23 protein-coding genes are annotated in these 25,791 nt (G+C 61.2%); 9 read left to right on the top strand and 14 right to left on the bottom strand.

Annotation, left to right across the window (positions count from 1 at the left end; all coding sequences use genetic code 11):
• Positions 1-1,647 (bottom strand): chaperonin GroEL, encoded by a 1,647-nt coding sequence (groL, locus tag FHS64_RS03615; protein ID WP_167175774.1) that lies wholly within the window; start codon positions 1,645-1,647, stop codon positions 1-3.
• Positions 1,648-1,702: 55 nt separating this feature from the next.
• On the bottom strand, positions 1,703-1,990 hold the full coding sequence (gene groES / locus FHS64_RS03610) for a co-chaperone GroES (protein WP_167175771.1): 288 nt from the start codon (positions 1,988-1,990) through the stop codon (positions 1,703-1,705).
• Between the two features lie 273 nt (positions 1,991-2,263).
• On the opposite strand from groES, the gene FHS64_RS03605 reads away from it, so the two are divergent.
• Entirely contained in the window at positions 2,264-2,695 is a 432-nt protein-coding gene (locus tag FHS64_RS03605) for a hypothetical protein (RefSeq protein WP_167175768.1), read from the top strand.
• Between the two features lie 72 nt (positions 2,696-2,767).
• On the opposite strand, the gene pgi is transcribed toward FHS64_RS03605, so the two are convergent.
• A complete protein-coding gene (pgi, locus tag FHS64_RS03600) occupies positions 2,768-4,369 on the bottom strand; it encodes a glucose-6-phosphate isomerase (protein ID WP_167175764.1) in 1,602 nt (533 codons plus the stop codon).
• 133 nt (positions 4,370-4,502) lie between these two features.
• Between pgi and FHS64_RS03595 the strand changes: the two genes are divergently transcribed.
• A complete protein-coding gene (locus tag FHS64_RS03595; RefSeq protein WP_167175761.1) occupies positions 4,503-4,982 on the top strand; it encodes a hypothetical protein in 480 nt (159 codons plus the stop codon).
• Between the two features lie 24 nt (positions 4,983-5,006).
• Here the strand turns inward: FHS64_RS03595 and FHS64_RS03590 are convergent, their stop codons facing one another.
• The 4 genes from FHS64_RS03590 to FHS64_RS03575 all read right to left on the bottom strand — a co-directional run bounded on the left by FHS64_RS03590 (position 5,007) and on the right by FHS64_RS03575 (position 8,882).
• Positions 5,007-5,681, bottom strand: coding sequence for a redoxin domain-containing protein (locus tag FHS64_RS03590; RefSeq protein ID WP_167175758.1), 675 nt, complete (start codon positions 5,679-5,681; stop codon positions 5,007-5,009).
• 14 nt (positions 5,682-5,695) lie between these two features.
• Positions 5,696-7,849: a protein-disulfide reductase DsbD family protein gene (locus FHS64_RS03585; protein WP_167175755.1), complete on the bottom strand. Its 2,154-nt coding sequence runs from the start codon at positions 7,847-7,849 to the stop codon at positions 5,696-5,698.
• Between the two features lie 104 nt (positions 7,850-7,953).
• The gene (locus tag FHS64_RS03580) at positions 7,954-8,415 is read right to left on the bottom strand and encodes an OmpA family protein (RefSeq protein WP_243862703.1); all 462 of its coding nucleotides are present in this window, start codon (positions 8,413-8,415) and stop codon (positions 7,954-7,956) included.
• A gap of 110 nt (positions 8,416-8,525) precedes the next feature.
• Positions 8,526-8,882, bottom strand: a complete 357-nt coding sequence (locus tag FHS64_RS03575; protein WP_167175752.1) for a glycine zipper domain-containing protein — start codon at positions 8,880-8,882, stop codon at positions 8,526-8,528.
• A gap of 142 nt (positions 8,883-9,024) precedes the next feature.
• On the opposite strand from FHS64_RS03575, the gene FHS64_RS03570 reads away from it, so the two are divergent.
• A complete protein-coding gene (locus FHS64_RS03570) occupies positions 9,025-9,981 on the top strand; it encodes a diacylglycerol/lipid kinase family protein (RefSeq protein ID WP_167175749.1) in 957 nt (318 codons plus the stop codon).
• Between the two features lie 8 nt (positions 9,982-9,989).
• Positions 9,990-10,847 (top strand): metallophosphoesterase family protein, encoded by an 858-nt coding sequence (locus FHS64_RS03565; protein WP_243862696.1) that lies wholly within the window; start codon positions 9,990-9,992, stop codon positions 10,845-10,847.
• Here the strand turns inward: FHS64_RS03565 and hemW are convergent.
• Positions 10,844-12,007, bottom strand: coding sequence for a radical SAM family heme chaperone HemW (gene hemW / locus FHS64_RS03560; protein WP_208380529.1), 1,164 nt, complete (start codon positions 12,005-12,007; stop codon positions 10,844-10,846). The genes FHS64_RS03565 and hemW overlap by 4 nt on opposite strands.
• A complete protein-coding gene (gene rdgB / locus FHS64_RS03555; RefSeq protein ID WP_167175744.1) occupies positions 12,000-12,602 on the bottom strand; it encodes an RdgB/HAM1 family non-canonical purine NTP pyrophosphatase in 603 nt (200 codons plus the stop codon). Before rdgB ends, hemW begins: the two co-directional genes overlap by 8 nt.
• Positions 12,603-13,033: 431 nt before the next feature.
• On the opposite strand from rdgB, the gene FHS64_RS03550 reads away from it, so the two are divergent.
• Genes FHS64_RS03550 through FHS64_RS03540 form a run of 3 tightly spaced genes read left to right on the top strand, consistent with a single transcriptional unit; the run spans position 13,034 to position 14,534 of the window.
• Entirely contained in the window at positions 13,034-13,633 is a 600-nt protein-coding gene (locus FHS64_RS03550; protein WP_243862694.1) for a DUF2975 domain-containing protein, read from the top strand.
• Positions 13,634-13,659: 26 nt separating this feature from the next.
• Positions 13,660-13,890 carry a helix-turn-helix domain-containing protein gene (locus tag FHS64_RS03545; protein WP_167175742.1) on the top strand — a complete coding sequence of 77 codons (231 nt, stop codon included), beginning with the start codon at positions 13,660-13,662 and terminating at the stop codon, positions 13,888-13,890.
• Between the two features lie 5 nt (positions 13,891-13,895).
• The gene (locus tag FHS64_RS03540) at positions 13,896-14,534 is read left to right on the top strand and encodes a Smr/MutS family protein (RefSeq protein ID WP_167175739.1); all 639 of its coding nucleotides are present in this window, start codon (positions 13,896-13,898) and stop codon (positions 14,532-14,534) included.
• A gap of 3 nt (positions 14,535-14,537) precedes the next feature.
• Here the strand turns inward: FHS64_RS03540 and ccmB are convergent, their stop codons facing one another.
• Together ccmB and ccmA are read right to left on the bottom strand one after the other, a co-directional pair.
• Positions 14,538-15,203, bottom strand: a complete 666-nt coding sequence (gene ccmB, locus FHS64_RS03535) for a heme exporter protein CcmB (RefSeq protein ID WP_167175736.1) — start codon at positions 15,201-15,203, stop codon at positions 14,538-14,540.
• The gene (ccmA, locus tag FHS64_RS03530; protein ID WP_167175733.1) at positions 15,200-15,820 is read right to left on the bottom strand and encodes a heme ABC exporter ATP-binding protein CcmA; all 621 of its coding nucleotides are present in this window, start codon (positions 15,818-15,820) and stop codon (positions 15,200-15,202) included. Before ccmA ends, ccmB begins: the two co-directional genes overlap by 4 nt.
• A gap of 184 nt (positions 15,821-16,004) precedes the next feature.
• Between ccmA and acnA the strand changes: the two genes are divergently transcribed.
• Both acnA and FHS64_RS03520 read left to right on the top strand, forming a co-directional pair.
• On the top strand, positions 16,005-18,707 hold the full coding sequence (acnA, locus tag FHS64_RS03525) for an aconitate hydratase AcnA (RefSeq protein WP_167175730.1): 2,703 nt from the start codon (positions 16,005-16,007) through the stop codon (positions 18,705-18,707).
• A gap of 213 nt (positions 18,708-18,920) precedes the next feature.
• Complete coding sequence (locus FHS64_RS03520; protein ID WP_167175727.1) at positions 18,921-19,463, top strand: hypothetical protein; 543 nt, start codon at positions 18,921-18,923, stop codon at positions 19,461-19,463.
• 97 nt (positions 19,464-19,560) lie between these two features.
• Here FHS64_RS03520 and acnB read toward each other — a convergent pair whose 3' ends face one another.
• The 3 genes from acnB to katG form a co-directional block, all read right to left on the bottom strand.
• Positions 19,561-22,143, bottom strand: a complete 2,583-nt coding sequence (acnB, locus tag FHS64_RS03515; RefSeq protein ID WP_167175724.1) for a bifunctional aconitate hydratase 2/2-methylisocitrate dehydratase — start codon at positions 22,141-22,143, stop codon at positions 19,561-19,563.
• Positions 22,144-22,305: 162 nt separating this feature from the next.
• Positions 22,306-23,193 carry a hydrogen peroxide-inducible genes activator gene (locus tag FHS64_RS03510; protein WP_167175721.1) on the bottom strand — a complete coding sequence of 296 codons (888 nt, stop codon included), beginning with the start codon at positions 23,191-23,193 and terminating at the stop codon, positions 22,306-22,308.
• A 93-nt stretch (positions 23,194-23,286) separates the two neighbouring features.
• Positions 23,287-25,464 (bottom strand): catalase/peroxidase HPI, encoded by a 2,178-nt coding sequence (gene katG / locus FHS64_RS03505; protein ID WP_167175718.1) that lies wholly within the window; start codon positions 25,462-25,464, stop codon positions 23,287-23,289.
• Between the last annotated feature and the right edge of the window lie 327 nt (positions 25,465-25,791).

Raw genomic sequence — 25,791 nt, 5'->3', positions numbered from 1 at the left:
TTAGAAGTCCATACCACCCATACCGCCCATGCCGCCCATGTCCGGTGCGCCGCCGGCCGAAGCCTTCTTCGGTGCATCGGCAATCGCCGCTTCGGTGGTGATCATGATACCGGCAACCGAGGCCGCCGATTTCAGAGCCGAACGCACAACCTTGGCCGGATCGATCACGCCCATTTGGACCAGATCGCCGTATTCTTCGGTTTGAGCGTTGAAGCCGAAATTGGCTTCGTTCGAATCCAGAACCTTGCCGACCACGATCGAGCCTTCAACGCCCGAGTTTTCCGAGATCTGACGGATCGGAGCCTGCAGGGCGCGACGGACGATGTTGATGCCAGCCTTCTGATCGGCGTTGTCGCCGGTCATGTCGGCCAGAACCTTCGAGGCCTTCAGCAGGGCCACGCCGCCGCCGGGGACGATGCCTTCGTCAGCAGCCGCACGGGTTGCGTTCAGGGCGTCGTCAACGCGGTCTTTCTTCTCTTTCACTTCGACTTCGGTCTCGCCACCGACGCGCAGAACGGCAACGCCACCGGCCAGCTTGGCCAGACGCTCTTGCAGTTTCTCGCGGTCATAGTCCGAGGAAGTCTCTTCGATCTGGCGCTTGATCTGGCCAACGCGGGCTTCGATCTTGTCCTTCTCGCCAACGCCTTCAACGACGGTGGTGTCTTCCTTGGTGATGACGACCTTCTTGGCCTTGCCAAGCATGTCGAGGGTCACGGTTTCCAGCTTGATGCCGAGGTCTTCCGAGATGACTTCGCCGCCGGTCAGGATGGCGATGTCTTCCAGCATGGCCTTGCGGCGGTCGCCGAAGCCCGGAGCCTTGACGGCAGCGACGCGCAGGCCGCCACGCAGCTTGTTGACGACCAGCGTGGCCAGAGCCTCGCCTTCGATGTCTTCAGCGATGATCAGCAGCGGACGGCCCGACTGGACCACAGCTTCCAGAACCGGCAGCATCGGCTGCAGCGAGGTCAGCTTCTTCTCGTGGAGCAGGATCAGCGGCTCTTCGAGGACAGCTTCCATCTTGTCCGGGTTGGTGATGAAGTACGGCGACAGGTAGCCGCGGTCGAACTGCATGCCTTCGACGATGTCGACAGTGGTTTCAGCCGTCTTGGCTTCTTCCACGGTGATCACGCCTTCATTGCCGACCTTGGCCATGGCCTGAGCGATCAGACCGCCGATTTCAGCGTCGCCATTGGCCGAGATGGTGCCAACCTGAGCGATTTCCGAGTTGTTGGAAACCGGCTTCGAGATCGACTTCACTTCGTCCAGAACCGCGTCGACAGCCTTGTCGATGCCGCGCTTCAGGTCCATCGGGTTCATGCCGGCGGCAACGGCCTTCAGGCCTTCTTGCACGATGGCTTGAGCCAGAACAGTTGCGGTGGTGGTGCCGTCACCCGCCTTGTCGTTCGCCTTGGAAGCGACTTCGCGGATCATCTGGGCGCCCATGTTCTCGAAGGCGTCTTCCAACTCGATCTCTTTGGCAACCGATACGCCGTCCTTGGTCGAGCGCGGAGCTCCGAACGACTTCTGGATGATGACGTTGCGGCCCTTCGGACCCAGAGTCACCTTGACGGCATCAGCCAGAACATTGACGCCGCGCAGCATCTTGTCGCGGGCATCGGTGTTGAATTTTACGATTTTAGCGGCCATGCGGGCTGCTCCTATCTAAATGTTATTATTCAGGAATTCAGAAGACAACCGGTGCTTACGAGAGCACGCCCAGGATGTCCGATTCCTTCATGATGATCAGGTCTTCGCCCTCGATCTTCACTTCGGTGCCCGACCATTTGCCGAACAGGATACGGTCGCCGATATTGACGTCCAGAGCGACAAACTTGCCGTCTTCGTCACGGATGCCCGAACCCACAGCGATCACTTCGCCTTCTTGCGGCTTTTCCTTGGCCGTATCGGGGATGATGATCCCGCCCTTGGTGGTGGTTGCTTCTTCAACGCGCTTTACCAGCACGCGGTCGCCAAGCGGACGAAACGCCATCAGATGATCTCCGGTATAGATTATCGTGTGAGCCCTTGAGGCAACGGCCTTAGCAGTCCGTCCCCTCGAGTGCCAATGTAGGGCAGTTAGGCAGCCCCCCGTTCAGGGTCAAGGGCAGGCCAACGAAATTTCCAAGACAGTTTTTCCCGCCCCGCCCGTTATCGCGGGCCGCAACATGAAGCGAAAATGAACAAAGGCCGCTGGGCTTGTTCAGATAGCGTCAGATATAACCATCCTCAGAGTTCAAACACCGGCCCTGAGAGGAGCCAGCACATGAAGACCCTGTCCAAAATCGGCGTCGCTGCAATCGCCCCGGCTCTTGCCCTGACCCTGATGGCTTCGCCCGCCTCTGCCCAACGCTATCACGACCGTGATCGCAATGACTCCGGCAAGGATGCGGTAATCGGCGCAGTGGTCGGCGGTCTGGCCGGTGCCATTATCGGTAATGGTGACGGCCGCTATGTCGCCGGTGGTGCCCTTGCCGGTGCTGCCGTCGGTGTCGCCTCGTCCGACAATGACCGCGACTGCAACTATTACCGCGGTGGCCGCTGCTATCGTAACCAGGGACACTGGGAGCGCGAGCACGGCATCAACAGCCGCGATTACCGCTATGGCGATCGCTATGACCGTCGTGACCACCGCTATTACAATAATGGCCGCCACGACCGTCGTGACCGCGATTACCGCTACGACCGTCGCTGGTAAAAGGTCCCCGCCGGACCAGCGATGTTCCCTGAAGGGCCCGACCGCAAAGTCGGGCCCTTTTATTTTGCCGTCTTATCGGACCAGATGGTCCAATAGGGCCTCGGTCGAGGGGTCCAGATCTTCTTTCTGGCCCGAGGCTGCCGACATGACCGAACGGGCCACCGACTTGCCCAGTTCGACGCCCCACTGGTCAAAGCTGTTAATGTCCCACAGCACGCCTTCAACAAAGGTTTTGTGCTCGAACAGCGCAATCAGCGCGCCGAGCGTATGCGGTGTCACCCGATCCAGAACAATCGCGGTCGAGGGGCGGTTGCCGGGGAAGGTCTTGTGCGGGGCCAGCCGCACTGCATCGGCTTCATTATAGCCCGCCGCCAGCATTTCATCGCGGGCGGCCTCTTCGGACTGACCGACCATCAGCGCACGCGACTGGGCCAGCGCATTGGCCCATAGCTGTTGCTCGGCCCCGTCATCATGGGTCTGGCGCACGATGATAAACTCGGTCGGGACCACATGCGGTCCCTGATGCAGTTGCTGGAAGAAAGCGTGCTGGCCATTGGAGCCGACCTCGCCGAACACCACCGGACAGGTCATCCGCTCGATCGGCTGGCCCGTGCGGGTCACGCGCTTGCCGTTGGATTCCATTTCCAGTTGCTGCAGATAGGCCGGAAAACGGCGCAGCACATAGGCATAGGGCGCGACCGAGCGCGCCGTCCGGCCCAAGCCGTCCACATTATAAATCTGGGCCAGCGCCATCAGCACCGGCGCGTTTTTCTCGAGCGGAGCCTCGACGAAATGTTCATCCATGGCCTCGGCGCCCGCCAGAAGCTGCTCGAACACCTCCCAGCCCAGCCCGATGGCACATGAAAGACTGACCGGCGACCACAGCGAGAAACGCCCGCCCACCCAGTCACAGAATGAAAACGTCCGGCTGCACCCAAAGGCCTCGGCCTTTTGCGGTCTGGCCGTTACGCCGACAATCTGGCGGGCAATATCGGCACCTGCGGGCAGTTCCCGCGCCAGCCATTCGCGCACCGCCTCGGCATTGGCCAGGGTTTCCAGTGTGGTAAAGGTCTTGGAGACGATGATGACCAGCGTGGTCTCAGGATCCAACCCCGCCAGCGCTTCCTGACGGTCAGCCGGATCAATATTGGCGACAAAGCGCACCAGAAACTCCGGTTGGCGCGGGCGCAGACCTTCCCACACCACGCGCGGACCAAGGTCCGAGCCGCCAATGCCAATATGAACCACCGCATTGAAGGGCTTGCCCGTTGCGCCGGTGATTGTGCCATTTCGCACCCCCGTCGCGAACGCTTTCAGCGCCTCGCGCTGGGCCATTACGCCTTCGGAAATCGGCTCTCCGAGGGCGCTGAACTGTTTTTGCGGCGAGGCCCGCAAGGCCGGATGAAGGACGGCCCGCCCCTCGGTGGTATTGACCGCCTGTCCCGCAAACAGGGCTTCGCGGCAGGCCTCGACCTTGCGCGCCCGCGCCAGTTCCAGCGCGGCTGCAAGCCCTTGCTGTGTCCAGCTTTGTTTAGACAGATCAATATATAAGCCCGCCGCCGTCAGGGTCAGACGTTCGAGGCGTTGCGGGTCAAATGTGAACTGCTCGGCGATCAGCGCATCTTTGTCGCGTTCGGCCACGGCCTGTAACTGCGCCCATGCGTTATCCGCCAAAAGGCTCGTTCCAGTTTCAACCAAAGGTTCCAGTCCTCGATTACCCGCAATATTCAAAAACGGACACTATGGACGGCCCGAAGTTTGCAGACGCTTCTATCGTATTCTCTCGAAGTTTGGATCGAAATTTCAAATGTCCTGCAATCTAGCCGTCGCCGCAGCCCTGTTTTTCGCGTCTGACCCAGCAGCCAGCGCCCTGCCGGACGTCGTTGCCGTACAGGCACCCGCCGCCGTTTCGACCCTGTCTTCCGAGCCAGCCTTTGCCGCTCTGGTGCAGGAATCCCAGAGCCTGAAAGCCATTACTGACGGCTGGATGGGGGCCGATAGTCTGGCCGACGCGCATTTCGTGTACATGCCCGCCTTTGCCGCCTTCAAGAGCCGGATCGAGGCTCTGGCTGTGGCCGATATGAACGGCCATCTGACGCTGAAAGAGCGCGGCACGGACAGTGATCTGACCTGCATCATGCGCGGTATCGCCGAGGACATGCCCAAGAAGCTGGCCCAACTGGAAGAGGCCGCGCCCGGTGCGGCTCGCAAGATGGCTCTCGAAGAGCTGTCCTATCTTCTCAACGACAATGCCGAGGTCATTCTGGCCCCGGCGCTTGCCCACTAGGCAAACGCCGAGGCCAGATATGATCTAGGCTGCGGCCTTGATCGTTTCGGGATATTTGATGGCGCAACCATAAGGCTGGGCAAAGGTCGTTGCGACCGGACGCCCCGCCTTGTGATCGGCAAGGGCGGCCTTCACATAGTTGGTCGCCCCTTGTAGGTCCTCGACCTTGCTTGTGGGCTTGTCATCGATACCGCCGACAAAGATCAGGCGCCCCTCGGCATCGATCACGCGCATATCCGGCGTGGTCTTTGCGTCATACAGCTTGCCGACCTCGCCGGTCGGGTCCAGCAGCAGATGCGTAAAGGCGGCATTATGCTTGGCCTTCCACGCCTTAGCCTCGTCACCCTCGACATAGCCTTGAGTGGCCGGTGCCGAAGAGATGATGGTCAGCCATACCACGCCGTCGGCTGTGGCCTCGCGCTGGAGGGCCTGCATGGCGCCCGTATAGTGCTTCTTCACATAGGGGCAGCCCTCGTTAGTCCATTCCAGAACCACCGTCTTGCCGCGATAATCCGACAGCTTGTGCGAGACGCCTTCGGCATCGACGAGCGTGAAATCAGCCGCCATATCACCGGGGCCCGCCACAGCCGCCACGGTCGAAACCGCCGCCTGTTCGGCCGGAGCCGCCGCTTTCTCCGCCTGCTGGCACGCGGCCAGCATCAATACCATGGCCGAAGCCATTAGCAGTTTACGCATCATCGTCTTCCTCCCTCTCAGTCCTGTTTGGTCGCCTCCGACAAAGCCTTGACGACAAGTCCCTCGGTCAAAAGCTGCGGCAGGATGCGCGGTTCGGCCACACCCGGCGTGTAGAGCAGATAGAGCGGCACGCCCGAGCGGCCATGGCGTTCCAGTTCTCTGGTGATGGCATCATCACGGTTGGTCCAGTCGCCCACCATATAGACCGCATTGGTATCGGCCATTGCACGGGCTGTGCCTTCGCTGGACAAAGCGGCCCGTTCGTTAAGCTTGCAGGTCACGCACCAGTCGGCGGTAAAGTTCACCAGTACCGGACGCCCCTCGGCCAAGGCCGCTTCGACCGCCGCGCTCGACCATGGCTGCGAGGCCAGGGCCTCGCCATCATCATTTGTTGCTGCGCTCAGGACAGGCGGGGCCTTCATGGCAAGGATGGTGGCAGGCACAGTTATCACCGCCGCCACAATCGCCACGGCCAGCATCAGGCGACGCCCGCCCGACTGGTACCGGCCACACAGCCACAGCGTAAAAGCCAGCAACAGCCCCGCCACAAACAGCAGACCCAGTGCTTCACCCGTCTGGCGGGCAAACACCCATGCCAGCCACAGAGCCGCGCCATACATCGGGAAGGCGAGAAGATTGCGGAACGTCTCCATCCACGCGCCCGGCTTGGGCAGACGCGACAGGATGCGCGGAGAGAAGCTGACCAGCACATAGGGCAGGGCCAGACCCAGACCCAGCATGACAAACACCAGAAGTGCCAAGGGCCATGGCATCACCAAGGCCGCCCCTAACGCCAGAGCCATAAAGGGCGCGGTGCAGGGTGCCGCCACCACCACCGCCAGAACGCCGGTGAAGAAGGCCCCGACCACACCGCCCTTGCCCTGCGCCAGACCACTGCCGACGCCTTGCAAACGCCCGCCCACATGGAACAGGCCCGACAGGTTCAGACCGACCGCCAGCATCAGCAGGGACAGGCCCGCCGTCACCGCCGGTGACTGTAGTTGGAAGCCCCAGCCAATGGCCTGACCACCGGCCCGCAGCGCCAGCAGCAAGCCCGCCAGTGCCACAAACGTCACCAGCACACCGGCCAGAAAACCAAGACCGTCCTTGCGCGCTTCGCTCGGATCATGGGCCGAACGGCCAAGGGCGGCGGCCTTCATGGCCAAGATCGGAAACACGCAGGGCATCAGGTTGAGGATCAATCCGCCCAGCAGGGCAAACAGCGCCGCCTTCACAAAACCGGCAGCCCCGGAGGCATGACTCGTTTGCTCGCCTTCACCGGAGCCGAGAACGCCTTGGCCACTGGTTCCCGCCAAGGCTGCACCTTCAGAGGCCGTGATCTCCCACGCCCCCAGATCGGTAGCCAGAACACCGGCAATGCCCTGCGCCAATCCCTTGGCCTTCAGGCCACGTCCGGCGACGATGTTCAGGCTGATACCGCCCTCGCCACGCTGGCCCTGTTGCAGGGCCGCATGGTCGATCATCCCGCCTTCAAACGGGAAGAAATAGGCCCATTCGGGCGCCAGACCTCCCAGCGGACCGCCCGTGGCCGACAGTTTCAGCATACCGTCCTGCAGAGCCGCATGGGCCGTAATCTCGGCAGGGCGAGGGGCGGTTTCCAGCACCTTTTGAATGGCTGCACCGTGCGCGGCATTCATAGGCGGGGTGCCTTCACCCACCGGCATATTGACCGCCAGCGTCAGTTCGTCCGGCACGCACATCTCGTCCGAGCAGACCATGAACAGCACCTTGGCGCTGAGGGTCACACTTTCACCGGCCTTGGCGCTGACGGGGACTTCAACCGGTACCGGCAGATAGACCACATCGCTGTAGCCATAATTCATCAGGGTTTGCAGGCGCTGGCGCTCGGGCAGGGGCCATACGATCTCGCCCGCTACAAAACCCTGCGGTAGCGTCCAGTCGGCCTCGGTCGGCCCACCACTGTCACCGGGATTGCGCCAATAGGTATGCCAGCCCGGCTGGATTTTTTGACGGATGGCAATAATGGCCGTCGAACCGGGCACCGCCCACTGGCCCATCGGCACCAGTTCGGCCTCGATCCGTTCTGTCCGCTGCGGCCCCGTCTGCGGCCCTGTTTGGGCATGGGATGGCGTCACCCCGAAAAGGGCCAAGATCACAAACAGGACGGACAAAAATCTTACCAAGGTCATACCCTCGTCTAACGCGCCGAGAGACTAACCGCAAAGTCACCTGCGTCCACCGCCCGTCCTGACAGGCGCGACGGCAAGACGCAGGGCCTTGATCGTCTCAAGCTTTAGCGGCGCGGCGAAGACGCCACCACGACCACCTCTGTGCGGCGGCGCAGCGGCTCGTTGACCGAGCCTGTGCGTGCGCCCTCGGCACCCACCGCAGCCATTTCAATGGCGGGCGCAGGCCAGCCGGTAGCCGCCATGGCCTCGCGCACCGACTGGGCGCGTTGCTCGGACAGGTTCTGGTTTGCCGCAGCACTACCGCTGGCATCGGCCAGACCGGTGACGCGCACGCTTTCGACATGGCATCCGGCCAGACGGGTTGCCGTCATGGAAATGGCTTCACGGGCCGCCGCAGTCAGACGCGCCTGTCCCTCGTCGAAATAGACCTCGAAGGTCTGGTTGCTACAATTGACCGGGTCCACCAGTGCATCGCGGGTGGCATAGGCCCCTTGCGTCGCACACGCCCCCAGCAGACCGGTCGCCATCATGGCGACAACGGTAAATCCCTTAGATGCCTTACCCATTTCAGCCCTCCTGCTTAACAGCCCCCTGAACAGAAAAAGGGCGGCTCCCTACGGAGCCACCCTTCTGCATTACCGGTCAACCGGCAATATGTAACCACGTTACCCTGATATCAGTAACGGCGCTGGCCGTTTTCCCAATAGCATTCGTTCTGGCGGTTATCGTAGCAGTAGTAATAACGGCCCTGGTTGTCGCGATAGCGCTGCTGGTTGTTACGGTCTTGCGACGAACCGCGCATAGCCCCTGCAGCACCACCCAGAACCGCACCGATGGCGGCACCCGTGCCCGCGCTGCCGCTGCCGGTATTATTGCCGATGATCGCACCAGCGACAGCACCCAGTGCCGCGCCGGTTGCGCCCTGACGGACAGCCTGGCTGTTGGTATTGATACCACCGCCATAATAGGGGTCGGAGGCACAGGCCGAGACCAAAAGACCAGCGCCGGCCAGAGCGATAAATGCCTTATTCATGGGGGAAATCCTCTCCAATGTCTTAGATATACAGCCCTCTTGTCATGACGAACGGTCTTGGGGGGGCTGTGGTTCCCCTACGGATAAGGGAACTGCGACGCTAAGGGCCGGAACCTAGACAGAGGATGAACATTTTCTGTCCATGACCGATATCGTTGCCAATGCGGATGTTTTGGTGCCCCCACCTTCCAAGCCCGAGCTTAGCCCCGTCACATCCAAGGTCAGGCTGGCCAATATTATTATGCTGATCAATCCGATGTCGGGTGGCGTCGGCAATGGCGCCGCAGATCAGGCCCGTTCCATACTGGACGAATATCAAATCACCGCCGATGTCCGGACGCTGGACGGCGACAGTTTTGACCAGACCATAGACGACGCCATCAAGGCCAAGCCCGATGCGCTTCTCGTGCTGGCCGGAGACGGGACAGCCCGCACCGTCGCCACACTGGCGGGCCAGAACGATATTCTGGTGGCGACTTTGCCGGGTGGCACTATGAACATGTTGCCCAAGGCGCTTTACGGCACAGGCGACTGGAAAAAGGCCCTGCGCCGCGTGCTCGAAGAGGGCGAACCGCGCAAGGTGGCTGGCGGTGCGATCGGCGACGAATATTTCTACTGCGCCGCCATCCTCGGGGCACCTGCCCTATGGGCGCCTGCCCGCGAGGCCATACGCTCGGGCAAGATCGGTCAGGCCTTTTCCAAGGCCAAACTGGCTTTCAGCCGCGCTTTTTCAGGCCGTATCCGTTTCAGTCTTGATGGCAAGCCCGCCGAAAAGGCCGAGGCACTGGTGCTCATCACACCGTTGATTTCCAAGGCTTTTGACGAAAACAGCTCCGGCCTTGAAGCCGCCGCCATGAAGACCGCCGATGCCGGACAGGCCTTGCGTCTGGCCGCCAATGCCCTTCTGACCGACTGGCGTAACGATCAGGCGGTGGAGACACGCAAGACCAAATCTGTCGAACTGTGGGGGCGCTCGCACATTCCCGCTGTGATCGACGGCGAGACAGTGCCGGTCGGAAAATCGGCCAAGGTGCGCTTTGTGCCCCATGCCTTTACCGCGCTGGCCCTGTCCGCCGACGCTTTGGAAAACGCCAGCTAATGGGCGTCATGCTCCAGTTCTCCGACATCCATTTCGGATGCGAGCACAAGGCCGCCGTCGACGAGGCCATGGCCTATGCCCATGCCTATGGGGCCGACCTGAACCTGATTACCGGTGACATCACCCAGAGCGGCCTGAAGCATGAATTCGAGGCCGCCGCCGAATGGATCAAGGCCTTGCCCGATCCGGTCTTCGTCACGGTGGGCAATCACGACGTGCCCTATTGGGATGTGCTGGCGCGATTGTTCTGGCCGTGGCGGGCGTTCGAGAGCGCTACCGGACACCCCGCCCATGACCATGAACTGAAGGGGGCGGATTTCATGGTGCGCGGCGTCACCACCGCGCGGGGATGGCAGGCGCGTTTGAACTGGTCAAAGGGCGTGATCGATCTGGACCAGACCGCGCGTGCGGCACAGGCTCTGCGCCAGACCCCGCCCGATACCTTGCGGATACTGGCCTGCCATCACCCGCTGGTGGAGATGATCGACGCCCCCATGACCGGCGAGGTCAAACGCGGCGACCGTGCCGCGCGCATCTTTGGCGAGGCGGGCGTTGATCTGATTATGACTGGCCATGTGCATGTGCCGTTTGCCCTGCCCATCGATATGAGCGAGCGGCGCTGTTACGCCATTGGTTGCGGCACCTTGTCGATGCGCGAACGCGATAATTATCCGCCCAGCTTTAACCGTATCGAATGGGACGCCACCAATATCACCGTCACAGTGGTGAAGTGGGATGGTCTCGGCTTTGTCGATGGCGAGAGCTGGACCTTAAAGCGCCGTCAGGACACCCGTCACAGCGAGACCGCGCCCGATCCAGCCCATGCAGGGCCGCTGGAGCACGACACCCTTCCCGATGCGCCCTAGGTCAAAAGCCGTTTGAGGATGCTGTCCAGCACCGGACGGCCTTCATGGCTGGCGCGAATACGACCGCCCTCATTTTGCAGGAAGCCTTCGGAAAGCATGTCTGCCAGCGGGCCATTGCTCACGCTCAAGCCCAGACGCGCCAGCACCGACAGAGGAACGCCCTCGACCGTGCGTAGCCCCAGCAGAACCCGCTCCTCGTCGGCACCCCATGCATCCATGACCTGATGCTCGGCCCACGGGCGGTTTTGCGTCACGCCTTCGATGTAATCGCCAATCTTGCGATGGGCGACGGTAGCGTTGCGGCCTTGATCGGTGGTGAGGCGGCCATGAGCCCCCGGACCTGCGCCAATATAGTCGCCGCCGCGCCAGACATGCAGGTTGTGGCGCGAACGGGCCGCCACCGTACGGGCGTGGTTGGAGACCTCATAGGCTTCGAAACCGGCCCCCTCCAGAACCTCCTGCGTGGTTTCATAAAGGGCGATGGCCATGTCCTCGTCCGGCGGCACCAGTTGGCCCCGCACAAAGGCACGGCCAAAGGCGGTCGTGGATTCAATGGTCAGCTGATAGGGCGAGATGTGCTCGAACCCCAGATCGAAGGCCGTGCCCAGTTCGGCCTTCCAGTCGGCAATCGACTGGCCGGGGCGGGCATAGATCAGGTCGATCGACAGGCGCGGGAAAATGCGCGCCGCCGTCTGCGCCGCCCGTCTGGCCGAGCCTGCACTATGATCGCGGCCTAGAAATTTCAGCGCGGCGTCATCAAAGGACTGGATACCCATCGACAGGCGCGTCACCCCCGCCTCGGCCAGTGCGGCATAGCGGCCAGCCTCGGCATCGGTCGGGTTGGCCTCCAGCGAGACTTCCATATCGGCGACGGGCGCAAATAGTCCGGTCGCGGTTTCCAGAACCCTCGCCACGGCCTCGGGTGCCATCAGCGACGGGGTACCGCCACCAAAGAAAACCGAGGCCAGCTTGCGCGGACCCATCCGTTCAGCCTGTGCCTCGATATCGCGCACAATGGCATCGACCAGTTGCGCCTGCTCCACCGCGCGGCCCCGGTCACGCACGACATTGAAGTCGCAATACGGACAGATGCGCGCGCAGTAGGGCCAGTGGACATAGAGGGCAACCTGCCCGTCCGTGTCCGGCACAAGGTCAGTCAATCAGGGCCGCCTTCAGACGCTCGAATGCCAGAGCGCGGTGGCTGATCGCGTCCTTATGGGCCGGATCCATCTCGCCAAAGGTCACATCATAACCATGGGGCTGGAAGATCGGATCATAGCCAAAGCCTTGATCGCCGCGCGGCGGGAAGACGATGGTGCCATCCACACGCCCCTCGACCACCACGCATGTGCCGTCCGGCCATGCCACGGCCAGTGCCGAGGTAAACCAGGCCGAGCGGTCCTTGGAGCCGCTCTCTTCCAAACGGTCCTCGACCTTCTGCATGGCCAGAACAAAGTCCTTGGACGGTCCTGCCCAGCGCGCCGAGAAGATACCTGGTGCCCCGTCCAGCGCCGCCACCGACAGCCCGCTATCATCGGCCAGACAGACCTCGCCGGACAGCGCCGCCGCATGGCGGGCCTTCAGCATGGCATTGCCGACGAAGGTGCTCTCCGTCTCGTCCGGCTCGGGCAGATTGAGGCTGCCCGCCGTGACAATTTCGTAATTTCCGTCAAGCAGCGCTTCGATCTCGCGTGCCTTGCCCGGATTGTGGGTCGCGGCCACCAGCCGCATCCCCTTGATAAGACGCAATTTCATAGGGCGCTTTTAACCTGACTTCGTACCTTGCGAAAGTTTAATATCGTTAAACGATATGTAACGTGTTTTCACCGAGGGGCGGGCGTATGTTTATTTTCAAGAACGAGGGGTCGCAACGTTCCCAACCTTCATCCAATAGCGAAGGTTTATTCCAGCGACATGTTGAAAAACAAAATTAACGCCCTCTTTGGAGAATAGACATGCAAGCGATGAAAACCTCCCTGTTTATGGACAAGTTCTGCGCCCTCTTCCTCAACACTGTCCTGCTGGCTGCCATGCCGGCGGCGGCTCTGGCGACCATCCTTCAAGCCTTTTGATTGAAGCAAGGTTTTGACGGACGTGCAGAACGTGAAAAGAATAGCTGCGTCCCGCAACTGACCGTTCGGGCGCAGCCTCTTTCATAACTGCCCAAAACCGATCACACACGTCCCATGGGTTTCAAACCTTCTCTTAAACGACTGATCGGCGCCCCGCGCCACGTCCCGCTGGTGCCTTCAGCGGGTATTTCAGGCTGGAGCCTGCCCGCCCGCCTGCTCAGAATCATAATCGACACCGCCTTTATGGCCTCGGTCTGCCTGACCGTGCTGTTCGCCATTGTCTCGGTGGTGGCAATTTTTCTGCCCCTGAACAGTTTCAGCATCACCATTGATGATGGTGCCAATGCCCGCCAGATGCCTCTGACGCGAACGCTGGTGCTGTTCGTCATGGCCGTGGTCACTACCTATTTTGCCGGTACGGTCGCCATCCTGCATTATTTGCGTCTGTTGTTCCGCACCTTGCTGGCGGGTGATCCCTTCCAGCCCGCCAATATTTTACGCCTGCGCCTGATTGGCGCGGCACTGGCCTTTGTGACGCTGCTGGGGTGGGGCGCACGGATGCTGGTCGCACAACATCTGGCGGTCGGTGCCATCGACACGCCCGGCATTGGCGAGCTGATTACGCCCGCCTTTGCCATCATCATCACCTTCACCCTCGCCGAGCTGTTCCGCGAAGGCGCACGCCTGCGCCGCGAAACCGAACTGACGATCTGAAGATTACACGCTAGAAGTATTGAATCATGGCCATCCGCGTTCAACTCGACCGTCTGCTTGCCGAACGGCGTATGTCTCTGACCGAGCTTGCCGATCGGGTCGGCGTGACCGTCGCCAACCTGTCGATCCTCAAGACCGGCAAGGCCCGCGCCGTGCGTTTTTCGACGCTGGAAGCCCTGTGCCGAGAACTGGATTGCCAACCCGGCGACCTGCTGGCCTTTGAACCGGGGCCTGCAAACCCGTTCCCCGAAGACTGAGACTTATGGCGCGGCGTCCCCCCAGGCCCAGCGAAGATGACCGGCGCCTGTGGAAACGGGTGACGCGCACCATCACGCCGCAAGACCCCGTGAAATCGGCCTATGTAGCCAATGATGCGACCGAAGCGGCCCTGCAAGAAGCCGCCCGCGCCGAACTGTCCGAACTGATGGGCGAGGTTACGCCCGTCACCAAGAGCAAGACCCGCGCCAGCAAGCGCTCTTCAGCCAAGACCGCATCGGTGGCCACGCCGACGGCGGCGTCGGTGGGTCTGAGCATCAAGCCCGTATCGCCCGTCGTCAAACGCCCTGCCGACAAACCCCCGCCCGAAGAACTGGAGCCGCGCCGCAAGCGCCGCCTGTCGCGCGAGCGTGATCCTATCGAAGCCCGTCTGGACCTGCACGGTTTTGGCCGCTTCGAGGCCGAGGACCAGTTACGGGCTTTCCTGATGACCAGTCAGGCGCGCGGCCTGAAAGCGGTTCTGGTGATTACCGGACAGGGCCGCAGAGGGGGCGGCGTTATCCGCGCCTCCATTCAAGAATGGCTGGCCAGTCCCTATTTGCGACTGATCGTGTCCGGCTATTCGGTCGCGCACCAGAAGCACGGCGGCGACGGGGCCTTCTACATCACCCTGCGCCAACGCTAAAAACTAGGACTGGGCGTTGCGGATCGCAGCCGCCCCCGCCAGTGGCGCAATCACCAGTGCAAACAACACATAGGCCGCCAGAAAAGCGACCGCCGAACCGATCGGCTGTTCCAGCCCCTTGCGGGCCAGAATCCCCGCACCGAACACCACCGGCGGAATAAACAACGGCAAGACGATCACGGCGATCAGCACGCCACCCCGCTTGGCCCCCAGCGCCAGCGCAGCGCCCAGCGCACCCGTCAGGGCAAAACCCAAACCGCCCGCCAGCGCCGTCAGCATCATCAGACCAACCGCCCCCGCAAGCTGTCCCAGCACCACCGCCACCAACGGCACCGTCAAGGCCAGCGGCACACCATTGGCCAGCCACTGACACAGCGCCTTGACCAGAACCACGCCCTCCATCGGCACGGGGCCGAGCGCCAGAATATCCAGCGAGCCATCCTCCAGATCACGCTCGAACATCCGCTCCAGTGACAAGAGCGAGGCCACGGCCAGTCCTACCCATGTCACGCCCGCCGCCACCGGCGACAACAAAGTCGGGTCTGCTCCCACGGCCAGCGGAAGGATGACGGCAAAACACACCATAAACCCGCAGGCCAGCAATGGCCCGCCGCCACCGCCCCATGCCAGCGAAAGCTCGCGCGCGAACAGGCTCGCCAAGGCCTTCATGCGAACCCTCCCAGATCAAAGGCCCGCGCCGCAAAGGGCAGGGGATCATGCACAGCGGCGATAATCATCCCGCCTGCGGCCAGATGCGCCTGCATCTGATCGCCCGCCCGCTGGCGCCACACACTGTCCAACGGGGCCAGAGGCTCGTCCAGCAACCATAGCGGGCGCGGGGCTGAGACCAGACGCGCCAGCGACAGGCGCCGCCTTTGCCCTGCCGACAGACGCCGTGTTTCCAGATCCAGCAGCGGGGCCAGTTGAAAGCCCTCGATGGCCTTGGCCATCTGCGACTCGTTGCCGCCCAGATATCGACACTGGAACGACAGTTCCTGCAACGCTGTTCGGGCCGGTTTCAGCCCTTCCAGATGCCCCAGAAGGTGTAAGCCCTGCCTGCGGGCCTCATCGGCCTCAAGCCGGACTGAATTGCTGACGAAATCGATCTGTCCGCCATCGGGCCGGATGAAGCCTGCAATCGCCCGCAGCAGGCTGGTCTTACCCGCGCCATTCCCCCCCGTCAGAGCCACGGCTTCGCCCGCGCGGACATCCAGAAAAAGCTTATGAAACAATCGCCTGTCACCGCGTGACACGCTCAGGTCCGCTATATTCAATGCGTCGATCACTTGCGAACCTTTCTCAATATCCACGTCGATGATGTGGATACATGGACGTGATGGCCATGCGAGCTTATATGCATTTCCGTCGCAGCAGGCTTTCGCCGCGCGCGCAAGGGACCTGTGAGCCCTTTCGTTCTGCGCGCGAAGGCGCAACCGAATTGTCGGGCGGCGTTTGTCAGAGGACTTCCCTATGCCGTCGATTGACAGCCTCAAGACCCGTCAGGACCTTACGGTCGGACGCAAGAAATACGCCTATTACAGCCTTCCGGCCGCCGAGGAAGCGGGCCTTGCCGGAATTTCGCGCCTGCCGCGCTCGATGAAGGTGCTTCTCGAGAACCTCCTGCGCAACGAAGACGGCGTTTCGGTCACCGAAGCCGACCTCAAGGCCGTAGCCGCATGGATCGAGAACAAGGGCACGGTCGAGCACGAGATTGCCTTCCGTCCGGCCCGCGTACTGATGCAGGACTTCACCGGCGTTCCGGCCGTGGTTGATCTGGCCGCCATGCGCGATGCCATGTCCAAGCTCGGTGCCGATGCCGCCAAGATCAACCCGCTGGTGCCGGTTGATCTGGTCATCGACCACTCGGTCATGGTGGACCATTTCGGTAACCCGACCGCCTTTGACCAGAACGTAAAGCGTGAATACGAGCGCAATATCGAGCGCTACAACTTCCTGCGCTGGGGCTCGTCCGCCTTCAACAATTTCCGCGTTGTGCCCCCCGGCACCGGCATCTGCCACCAGGTGAACCTCGAACACCTTGCCCAGACCGTCTGGACCGCAGACGAAGGCAAGAAGACCGTCGCCTATCCTGACACCGTCGTCGGCACCGACAGCCACACCACCATGATCAATGGTCTGGCCGTTCTGGGCTGGGGCGTGGGTGGTATCGAGGCCGAAGCTGCCATGCTGGGCCAGCCGATCCCGATGCTGATCCCCGAAGTTGTCGGCTTCAAACTGACCGGCAAGCTGCCGGAAGGTGCGACCGCGACCGACCTCGTGCTGACCGTCACGCAAATGCTGCGCAAGAAGGGCGTCGTCGGCAAGTTCGTCGAGTTCTTCGGTCCGGCCATTGCAGGCATGACCATCGAAGATCAGGCGACCATCGCCAACATGGCACCGGAATACGGCGCCACCTGCGGCTTCTTCCCTGTTTCGCAAGCCACTATCGACTATCTGACCGCCACCGGCCGTGAAAAGCCGCGCGTCGCTCTGGTCGAGGCCTATGCCAAGGCCCAAGGCCTGTGGATCGACGAAGAGTCCGAAGACCCGATCTTCACCGACGTTCTGGAACTGGACATCTCGACGGTCGTGCCGTCGCTGGCTGGTCCGAAGCGTCCGCAAGACCGCGTTGAGCTGACCACTGCCGCTCCGGCGTTTGAAACCGCTCTGGGCGAAGTCTTCAACCGTCCTGCCGATACCGCGCGCGTCGCCGTTGAAGGCGAAGACTTCAATATCGGTGACGGCGATGTGGTCATTGCCGCCATCACCTCGTGCACCAACACCTCGAACCCGAGCGTGCTGATCGCCGCTGGCCTCGTGGCCCGCAAGGCCAAGGCGCTGGGCCTGTCGCCCAAGCCGTGGGTCAAGACCTCGCTGGCCCCCGGCTCGCAGGTTGTCACCGACTACCTGACCGACGCCGGACTGCAAGCCGACCTCGACGCGATGGGCTTCAACCTTGTCGGTTATGGCTGCACCACCTGCATCGGCAACTCCGGCCCGCTGGATCCGGCGATCTCGAAAGCCATCAATGATAACGGTCTGGTCGCCACCTCGGTGCTGTCCGGCAACCGTAACTTTGAAGGCCGCGTGAACCCGGACGTGCAAGCCAACTATCTGGCCTCGCCGCCACTGGTAGTGGCCTATGCCATCGCCGGTTCGATGCGTATCGACATCACCAAGGACGCCATCGGCACCGACAAGGACGGCAAGGACGTCTTCCTGAAGGATATCTGGCCGACCTCGCAAGAGATCGCCGTCATCCAGAAGAAGTCGGTCACGCCGAAAATGTTCGCCAAGCGCTATGCCGACGTCTTCAAGGGCGACGAGCACTGGCAGGCGATCGAAGTCACCGGCGGTCAGACCTACGAGTGGGACAACAATTCCACCTACGTCCAGAACCCGCCCTACTTCGAAGGTCTGTCGATGGAACCGGCTCCGGTTCAGGACATCGTCGAAGCCCGCATTCTGGGCATCTTCGGTGACTCGATCACCACCGACCACATCTCTCCGGCCGGTGCGATCAAGAAGGCCTCGCCTGCGGGTGCCTATCTGACCGAGCACGGCGTCGATGTGCTGGACTTCAACTCGTATGGTGCCCGTCGCGGCAACCACGAAGTCATGATGCGCGGCACCTTTGCCAATATCCGCATCCGCAACAAGATCACGCCCGATATCGAAGGCGGCGTGACCAAGCACTTCCCGTCGCAAGACACCATGTCGATCTATGACGCCGCCATGCGTTATCAGGCCGAAGGTCGTCCGCTGGTCGTGTTTGCGGGCAAGGAATACGGCACCGGCTCGTCGCGTGACTGGGCGGCCAAGGGCACCCGTCTGCTGGGCGTTCGTGCGGTCATCGCCGAGAGCTTCGAGCGTATCCACCGCTCGAACCTGGTCGGCATGGGCGTCGTTCCGCTGCAGTTCAAGGAAGACGGCTGGCAGAAGCTGAACCTGACCGGCGAAGAGATCGTCACCATCCGTGGCCTGACCGACGCCAACATCGGCAAGCTGAAGCCGCGCCAGGACCTGTGGGTCGAGCTGTTCCGCCCGTCGGACGGCAAGATGGCCCGCTTCCCGGTCCGCTGCCGCATCGATAACCAGACCGAGCTGGACTACCTGCTCGCCGATGGTGTGATGCCTTACGTTCTCCGGAACTTGGCTGGCGGCGAGAAGTAAAACTCCTCGCTTAGGCGGCGTCGGGTCGGGAGGTCCCGAAGGGCCGACGACCGCCGCCCACTAAGAATGCGAAACCCGCACAACAGAAAGGCCCGAGGAGCAATCCTCGGGCCTTTTCTAATATCGAGCTAGATTGGCATTTATAAAAAGTGCTTCATACATATTCTCATCTTCTTAGAAGACATTATTTTCGCCACTTAAAGCAAGCACCACATGATCCATGAAAGCTCGCCCTGGAAGAAAACACTCTTTCAAGATGCTGAATTTCTTGAACGCTGGGCAGCCAAACCTTGTAGCCCACGTCGATCATTCATACTGGAACGCAAGGTATTCCTTGCGGCTTACAGTCTCAGAAAGCTCCACGAGAATATCAAACTCTCGAATGCAACGCTCGATCTAAAGGTATCGGTAAAAATCTCGTCGCCAATTCAATCTGGCTTTTCGAACATGCATCACTGGTTTGATAAATATTTTGACCTTCAGAACCCGCTTACAACCCAGCTGACATGGTATCGGATAATCAACATCCTTATCCATAGCGCTACCTTTGTAGAAGTCGTTGACAATGAAGGCCGTATTACTGGGTTCATGGTGACCTCAGATAGAGAACTCAAACGTGGCCTCATACACGTCGCGTTAGATGATTTCATTTCATTGATGCGAACCGCTGCTCAAGATTACCCAACTCACATTCAGCAGCATCGGCATCCCGAAACTCGAAAATGGATTACTGGAGCAGGACATGTTGAATCCTAATTTCTGTATTTAATTGTTATTATTATACAACAAGAAGCCCCCTCGGATCGCTCCGAGGGGGCTTCTTCATTTTCAACGCTAACCGTTGGGTCGCGACTTACTCAGCCGCAACACGGTCCGCATATTCTTCGATCTGGTCGAAGTTCATGTAGCGGTACACTTCATCAGCGTTCTCGTTGATGACGCCCATTTCGGCCATGTATTCCTCGACGGTCGGCAGGCGACCCAGTTTCGAGGCTACAGCCGCCAGTTCGGCCGACGACAGGAAGACGTTCGAGCCCTTGCCCAGACGGTTCGGGAAGTTGCGGGTCGAGGTCGAAACCACGGTCGCGCCTTCCTTCACCTGTGCCTGGTTACCCATGCACAGCGAGCAGCCCGGCATTTCCATACGGGCGCCGGCGCCGCCGAGGGTCGAGTAGTGACCTTCCTTGGTCAGTTCCGAGGCGTCCATCTTGGTCGGCGGAGCAACCCACAGACGGGTCGGGATGTCCTTCTTGCCCTTCAGCAGCAGCGAGGCTGCGCGGAAGTGGCCGATATTGGTCATGCACGAACCGATGAAGACTTCATCGATCTGGGTGTTCTGCACGTCCGACAGCAGACGGGCATCGTCCGGGTCGTTCGGTGCGCACAGGATCGGCTCGTTGATCTCGGCCAGATCGATTTCGATGACGTGCGCATATTCGGCGTCGGCATCGGCTTCGAGCAGGTTCGGGTTGGCCAACCAAGCTTCCATGGCGTCGATACGGCGTTGCAGGGTGCGGGCATCCTGATAGCCGTCCGCGATCATGTTCTTCATCAGAACGATGTTCGAGGTCATGTACTCGATGATCGGTTCTTTGTTCAGCTTCACGGTGCAACCCGCAGCCGAACGCTCAGCCGAGGCGTCGGTCAGTTCGAAGGCTTGCTCGACCTTCAGGTTCGGCAGGCCCTCGATTTCAAGGATGCGGCCCGAGAAGGCGTTGATCTTGCCCGCCTTGGCCACGGTCAGCAGACCCGCCTTGATGGCATAGTAGGGGATGGCGTGAACCAGATCGCGCAGGGTGATACCCGGCTGCATTTCGCCCTTGAAGCGCACAAGGATCGATTCCGGCATATCCAGCGGCATGACGCCGGTGGCCGCACCAAAAGCCACCAGACCCGAACCCGCCGGGAAGGAGATGCCGATCGGGAAGCGGGTGTGGCTGTCGCCGCCGGTGCCAACGGTGTCCGGCAGCAGCAGACGGTTCAGCCACGAGTGGATCACGCCGTCGCCCGGACGCAGCGCAACGCCACCACGGTTCGAGATGAAGTTCGGCAGTTCGCGGTGCGTCTTGACGTCAACCGGCTTCGGATAGGCGGCGGTGTGGCAGAAGGACTGCATCACCATGTCGGCCGAGAAGCCGAGGCAGGCGAGGTCTTTCAGCTCGTCGCGGGTCATCGGGCCGGTGGTGTCCTGCGAGCCGACCGTGGTCATGCGCGGTTCGCAATAGGTACCCGGACGGATGCCGGTGCCTTCCGGCATACCGCAGGCGCGGCCGACCATCTTTTGAGCGACGGTATAGCCCTTGCCGGTGTCTTCCGGCGTAACCGGCAGGCGGAACTCGGTCGACGGGGCCAGACCCAGCGCTTCGCGCGCACGGGCCGTCAGCGAGCGACCGATGATCAGGTTGATACGGCCACCGGCTTGGACTTCGTCCAGCAGGACCTGCGACTTCAGCTCGAAGGTCGAGACGGTCGCGCCGTCTTTCTCGATCTTGCCTTCATACGGATAGATGTCGATGACATCGCCCATGTTCAGGCTGGTCACGTCGACTTCGATCGGCAGGGCGCCGGAGTCTTCTTGAGTGTTGAAGAAGATCGGAGCGATCTTGCCGCCCAGCGTCACACCGCCGAAACGCTTGTTCGGCACGAACGGAATGTCTTGGCCGGTGGCCCAGATCACCGAGTTGGTGGCTGACTTGCGCGACGAGCCGGTGCCGACAACGTCGCCGACATAGGCGACCAGATGGCCCTTGGCCTTCAGATCTTCGATGAACTGCATCGGGCCACGTACGCCGTCTTGTTCCGGCGTGATGCCGTCGCGCGCGTTCTTCAGCATGGCGAGGTAGTGCAGCGGGATATCCGGACGCGACCATGCATCCGGTGCCGGCGACAGGTCGTCAGTGTTGGTCTCGCCGGTCACCTTGAAGACGGTGACGGTGATCTTGTCGGCAACCTTGTCGCGCGAGGTGAACCATTCGGCATCGGCCCACGACTGGATCACGGCGGCGGCATTGGCATTGCCCGCCTTGGCCAGAGCGGCAACGTCGTGGAAGAAGTCGAACATCAGCAGGGTCTTTTTCAGACCCTCGGCAGCCACAGCCCCGACCACTTCGTCAGACAGCAGGTCGATCATCGGCTTGACGTTATAGCCACCGACCATGGTGCCCAGCAGTTCGGTCGCACGTTCGCGCGACAGGCTCGGGACAGCAAAGTCACCATGCGCCACAGCCGACAGGAACGACGCCTTGACCTTGGCCGCATCGTCCACGCCAGGCGGCACGCGGTGGGTCAGCAGATCGAGCAGTTCCTGCTCGGATTCACCGGCCGGCGGCGACTTGATCAGCTCGATCAGATCAGCGGTTTGCTGGACCGACAACGGCAGCGGCGGAATGCCCAGAACGGCGCGCTCGGCAACGTGTTCACGATAGTTTTGCAGCATCAGTGATGACCCGTTTCTAAATCCCCGGCGGCGTGTGAGGAGGGCCGCCAAATAAATATGCGAGGCCTTTCCCACATAAAGAATAGGGTCGCAAGTGAAGGGCCGCCCCTGCGCCTTCGATCTCAGACGTAAGTCGCGGCCTGTGGTTGTGTCTGAAAGACGTCAGTTCAGTTTGAGCGCCTCGGCCAGAAGGCGGGCCTCTGCGGCGCGGCTGGAACCGGCCCGCCATGCCACCACGATCTCGCGACGCGGGCCATTTTCGGAAATAGGACGCACCACGACGCCCGGATTGTCGGCCAGACCCGCATCCACCGCCATCTGCGGCAGGAAGCTGACCCCCAAGCCCGACGACACCATCTGCACCAGTGTCGGCAAGGTGGTGGCTGCAAACACATCGTCACCGCGCGGGGCCTCGATATTGATCGCGGCCAGCGCCTGATCGCGCAGACAGTGACCGTCCTCCAACAGGATCAGGTCTTCGGATTTCAGCATGCCATGCGGGATCGGGCCTGTTCCGGCCAGCGGGTGCCCCTTGGGAGCCACCGCCATGATCTCGTCATCGGCAATATGGGCGTGGTCTATACCCGGCGCGTCATAGGGCAGGGCGATCACCGCCGCGTCCAGCTGGCCCGCCTTCAGGCCCGCAATCAGCTTGGGCGTCAAATCCTCGCGGATATAGAGACGCAGGGCAGGGTGCTGTACGCGTAAACTTCCCAGCTTTTGCGGCAACAGATAGGGCGCGACCGTCGGGATCACCCCCAGACGGAAACGTCCCGACAGGGGCTTGCCCGCATTGCGGGCCGCCTCGACCAGATCTTCGGTCCGCGCCAGCACATCCTCGGCGCGCTTGACCGCCTCGGCCCCGACAGCCGTCAGCAGCACCGCGCCGCGCGTGCGTTCGACGACAGGGGCACCCAGAATGCGCTCCAGTTCCTGAACACCTGACGACAAGGCCGGTTGGCTGACATGAGCCGCCTCTGCGGCACGGCTGAACGAGCCATGCTCGGCAAGGAGCTTGAGATACTGAAGTTGTCGCAGGGATGGGAGCATAGAGCCGACATAGGGTTTCATCGGCCTAAGATCAAAATTCATTATAATAAAAAGACGGGGCTTCTCCGTTACGAAGAAGCCCCTGTCCTGCCTTTAGGCTTTTAGATCAAAGCGATCTGCGTTCATCACCTTGGTCCATGCGGCAACGAAGTCCTGAACGAACTTCTCCTTGTTGTCGTCCTGGGCATAGACCTCGGCATAGGACCGTAGGATCGAGTTGGAGCCGAACACCAGATCCACACGCGAGGCGGTGTATTTGGTCTGGCCCGAAACACGCTCGCGGATGTCATAGCTGTTCTTGCCGGTTGGAACCCACGCATAGGCCATGTCTGTCAGGGTAACGAAGAAGTCGTTCGTCAGAGCGCCCACGCGTTCTGTGAACTGACCCGCCTTGTCACCACCGAAATTGGTGCCCAGAACGCGCATACCGCCGACCAGAACCGTCATCTCCACCGCCGTCAGGCCCAGAAGCTGGGCGCGGTCCAGAAGCATTTCTTCCGGCATGACGATTTCCGAGAACTGGCCCAGATAGTTGCGGAAGCCATCATGTTTCGGCTCCAGCACATCGAACGCTGCCGCATCGGTTTGCTCGGCCGTGGCATCCCCGCGACCGGCCGCAAACGGCACCGCCACATTGAAACCACCTGCCTTGATGGCGTTTTCCAGACCGACATTACCGGCCAGAACGATCACATCGGCAACACTGGCACCGGTTGCGGCAGCGATCCCTTCCAGAACCGAGAGTATGCGGGCCAGACGGGCGGGCTCGTTAGCCGCCCAGTCCTTTTGCGGGGCCAGACGGATACGGGCACCATTGGCACCGCCGCGCATGTCCGAACCGCGATAGGTGCGGGCGCTGTCCCACGCCGTATTGATCATATCGACGTCCGACAGACCCGAGGCACGGATCTGGGCCTTTACCGCCGCCACATCATAGCCGGTATTGCCCGCAGGAACCGGGTCCTGCCAGACCATGTCCTCTTGCGGGGCATCAGGGCCGATATAGCGCGACTTCGGACCCATATCGCGGTGCGTCAGCTTGAACCACGCACGGGCAAAGGTCTCCGAGAAGCCCGTAAAGTCGTTCATGTAGCGCAGCGAGATTTCGCGATAGATCGGGTCAACCTTCAGCGCCATGTCCGCATCGGTCATCATCGGGATGGTGCGGATCGACGGGTCTTCGACGTCAACCGGCTTGTCGTCCTCGTTGATGGTGATCGGCACCCATTGCGTGGCACCGGCAGGGCTCTTGGTCAGGGTCCATTCGTGCTTGAACAGCATCTCGAAGAAGCCGTTGTCCCACACGGTCGGATGCGTGGTCCACGCGCCCTCGATGCCCGAAACCACGGTGTCACGGCCAATGCCGCGCCCCTTGGTGTTGAACCAGCCCATGCCTTGCGCCTCGGGCGCGGCATTTTCAGGATCGGCACTGAGGTTCGAGGCATCGCCATTACCGTGGCATTTGCCAATCGTATGTCCGCCCGCGGTCAGGACGACGGTTTCCTCGTCATCCATACCCATACGGGCAAAGGTCTCGCGCATCATGGCCGCCGTCGCCATCGGATCGGACTGACCGTTCACGCCTTCGGGGTTCACATAGATCAGGCCCATCTGGACTGCCGCCAGCGGGTTTTCCAGCGACTTGGCGTCCTTAACATCGGCATAGCGCTCGTCGGACGGGGCCAACCATTGCTGCTCGTCGCCCCAATAGATGTCTTTTTCCGGATGCCAGATATCCTCGCGACCGAACGCAAAACCAAAGGTCTTCAGACCGGCCACTTCATAGGCAATGGTGCCCGCATAAGAGATCAGGTCCGCCCACGAAATCTTGTTGCCGTATTTCTTCTTGATCGGCCACAACAGGCGGCGGCCCTTGTCGGTGTTGACGTTGTCGGGCCACGAGTTCAGCGGCGCAAAGCGCTGGTTGCCAGTGCCGTTGCCGCCACGGCCATCGGTATTGCGATACGAGCCTGCGGCGTGCCACGACACCCGCGCCATCATGCCGACATACGAGCCCCAGTCTGCCGGCCACCAGTCCTGACTGGTGGTCATCAGCGCGCGCAGGTCGGCCTTGAGGGCCTCGACGTCGAGCTTTCTGACTTCTTCGCGATAGTTGAAGCTCTGGCCCAGCGGGTTGGTCTTGGTGTCGTGCTGCGACAGGATGTCGAGGTTCAGCGCATTGGGCCAGAACACCTTATAGGCCGAGGCTGCGGTCGTGGCGGCACCGTGCATCACGGGGCATTTACCTGCTGGGTTGTCGTGTTCGGTCATTTATTAAGCCCCTTGTTGATGTGCAGACATTGGTGACCCGCCACAGTCGTTTGATCCAAGCGCCCGTTCGGGATGTGTGCGGCATGTGCACCGCATGTCCCGACTGCGTAGGGCCATGGACCTTACCCCTCTGGCTCGGTCGATGATGCGACCCTAGGCGAAGGTTTCAAGAAAGCAAAATCGATTAAAGCGTTCTGAACTAGTAAGAAAACTTATAGAAGAACGCTGCACTGCAAAACATTCCAACGGCCATAACGTGCGAACGTGACAATGGCCCCATTCAGATTGTTGTTTTTCATATATAAGTTTGATTTATAATATGAACCA

The sequence above is a fragment of the Brevundimonas terrae genome, from assembly GCF_011761985.1.
GTDB classification, from domain to species: Bacteria; Pseudomonadota; Alphaproteobacteria; order Caulobacterales; family Caulobacteraceae; genus Brevundimonas; species Brevundimonas terrae.
This window is presented reverse-complemented; position numbering and strand designations above follow the sequence as displayed.

Bases quoted from the DNA above. Each gene is read 5' to 3' on its own strand.
- groL (WP_167175774.1), bottom strand. From the start codon at position 1,647: ATGGCCGCTAAAATCGTAAAATTCAACACCGATGCCCGCGACAAGATG.
- groES (WP_167175771.1), bottom strand. From the start codon at position 1,990: ATGGCGTTTCGTCCGCTTGGCGACCGCGTGCTGGTAAAGCGCGTTGAA.
- FHS64_RS03605 (WP_167175768.1), top strand. From the start codon at position 2,264: ATGAAGACCCTGTCCAAAATCGGCGTCGCTGCAATCGCCCCGGCTCTT.
- FHS64_RS03595 (WP_167175761.1), top strand. From the start codon at position 4,503: ATGTCCTGCAATCTAGCCGTCGCCGCAGCCCTGTTTTTCGCGTCTGAC.
- FHS64_RS03590 (WP_167175758.1), bottom strand. From the start codon at position 5,681: ATGATGCGTAAACTGCTAATGGCTTCGGCCATGGTATTGATGCTGGCC.
- FHS64_RS03585 (WP_167175755.1), bottom strand. From the start codon at position 7,849: ATGACCTTGGTAAGATTTTTGTCCGTCCTGTTTGTGATCTTGGCCCTT.
- FHS64_RS03580 (WP_243862703.1), bottom strand. From the start codon at position 8,415: ATGGGTAAGGCATCTAAGGGATTTACCGTTGTCGCCATGATGGCGACC.
- FHS64_RS03575 (WP_167175752.1), bottom strand. From the start codon at position 8,882: ATGAATAAGGCATTTATCGCTCTGGCCGGCGCTGGTCTTTTGGTCTCG.
- FHS64_RS03570 (WP_167175749.1), top strand. From the start codon at position 9,025: ATGACCGATATCGTTGCCAATGCGGATGTTTTGGTGCCCCCACCTTCC.
- FHS64_RS03565 (WP_243862696.1), top strand. From the start codon at position 9,990: ATGCTCCAGTTCTCCGACATCCATTTCGGATGCGAGCACAAGGCCGCC.
- rdgB (WP_167175744.1), bottom strand. From the start codon at position 12,602: ATGAAATTGCGTCTTATCAAGGGGATGCGGCTGGTGGCCGCGACCCAC.
- FHS64_RS03550 (WP_243862694.1), top strand. From the start codon at position 13,034: ATGGGTTTCAAACCTTCTCTTAAACGACTGATCGGCGCCCCGCGCCAC.
- FHS64_RS03545 (WP_167175742.1), top strand. From the start codon at position 13,660: ATGGCCATCCGCGTTCAACTCGACCGTCTGCTTGCCGAACGGCGTATG.
- FHS64_RS03540 (WP_167175739.1), top strand. From the start codon at position 13,896: ATGGCGCGGCGTCCCCCCAGGCCCAGCGAAGATGACCGGCGCCTGTGG.
- ccmB (WP_167175736.1), bottom strand. From the start codon at position 15,203: ATGAAGGCCTTGGCGAGCCTGTTCGCGCGCGAGCTTTCGCTGGCATGG.
- acnA (WP_167175730.1), top strand. From the start codon at position 16,005: ATGCCGTCGATTGACAGCCTCAAGACCCGTCAGGACCTTACGGTCGGA.
- FHS64_RS03520 (WP_167175727.1), top strand. From the start codon at position 18,921: ATGATCCATGAAAGCTCGCCCTGGAAGAAAACACTCTTTCAAGATGCT.
- acnB (WP_167175724.1), bottom strand. From the start codon at position 22,143: ATGCTGCAAAACTATCGTGAACACGTTGCCGAGCGCGCCGTTCTGGGC.
- FHS64_RS03510 (WP_167175721.1), bottom strand. From the start codon at position 23,193: ATGCTCCCATCCCTGCGACAACTTCAGTATCTCAAGCTCCTTGCCGAG.
- katG (WP_167175718.1), bottom strand. From the start codon at position 25,464: ATGACCGAACACGACAACCCAGCAGGTAAATGCCCCGTGATGCACGGT.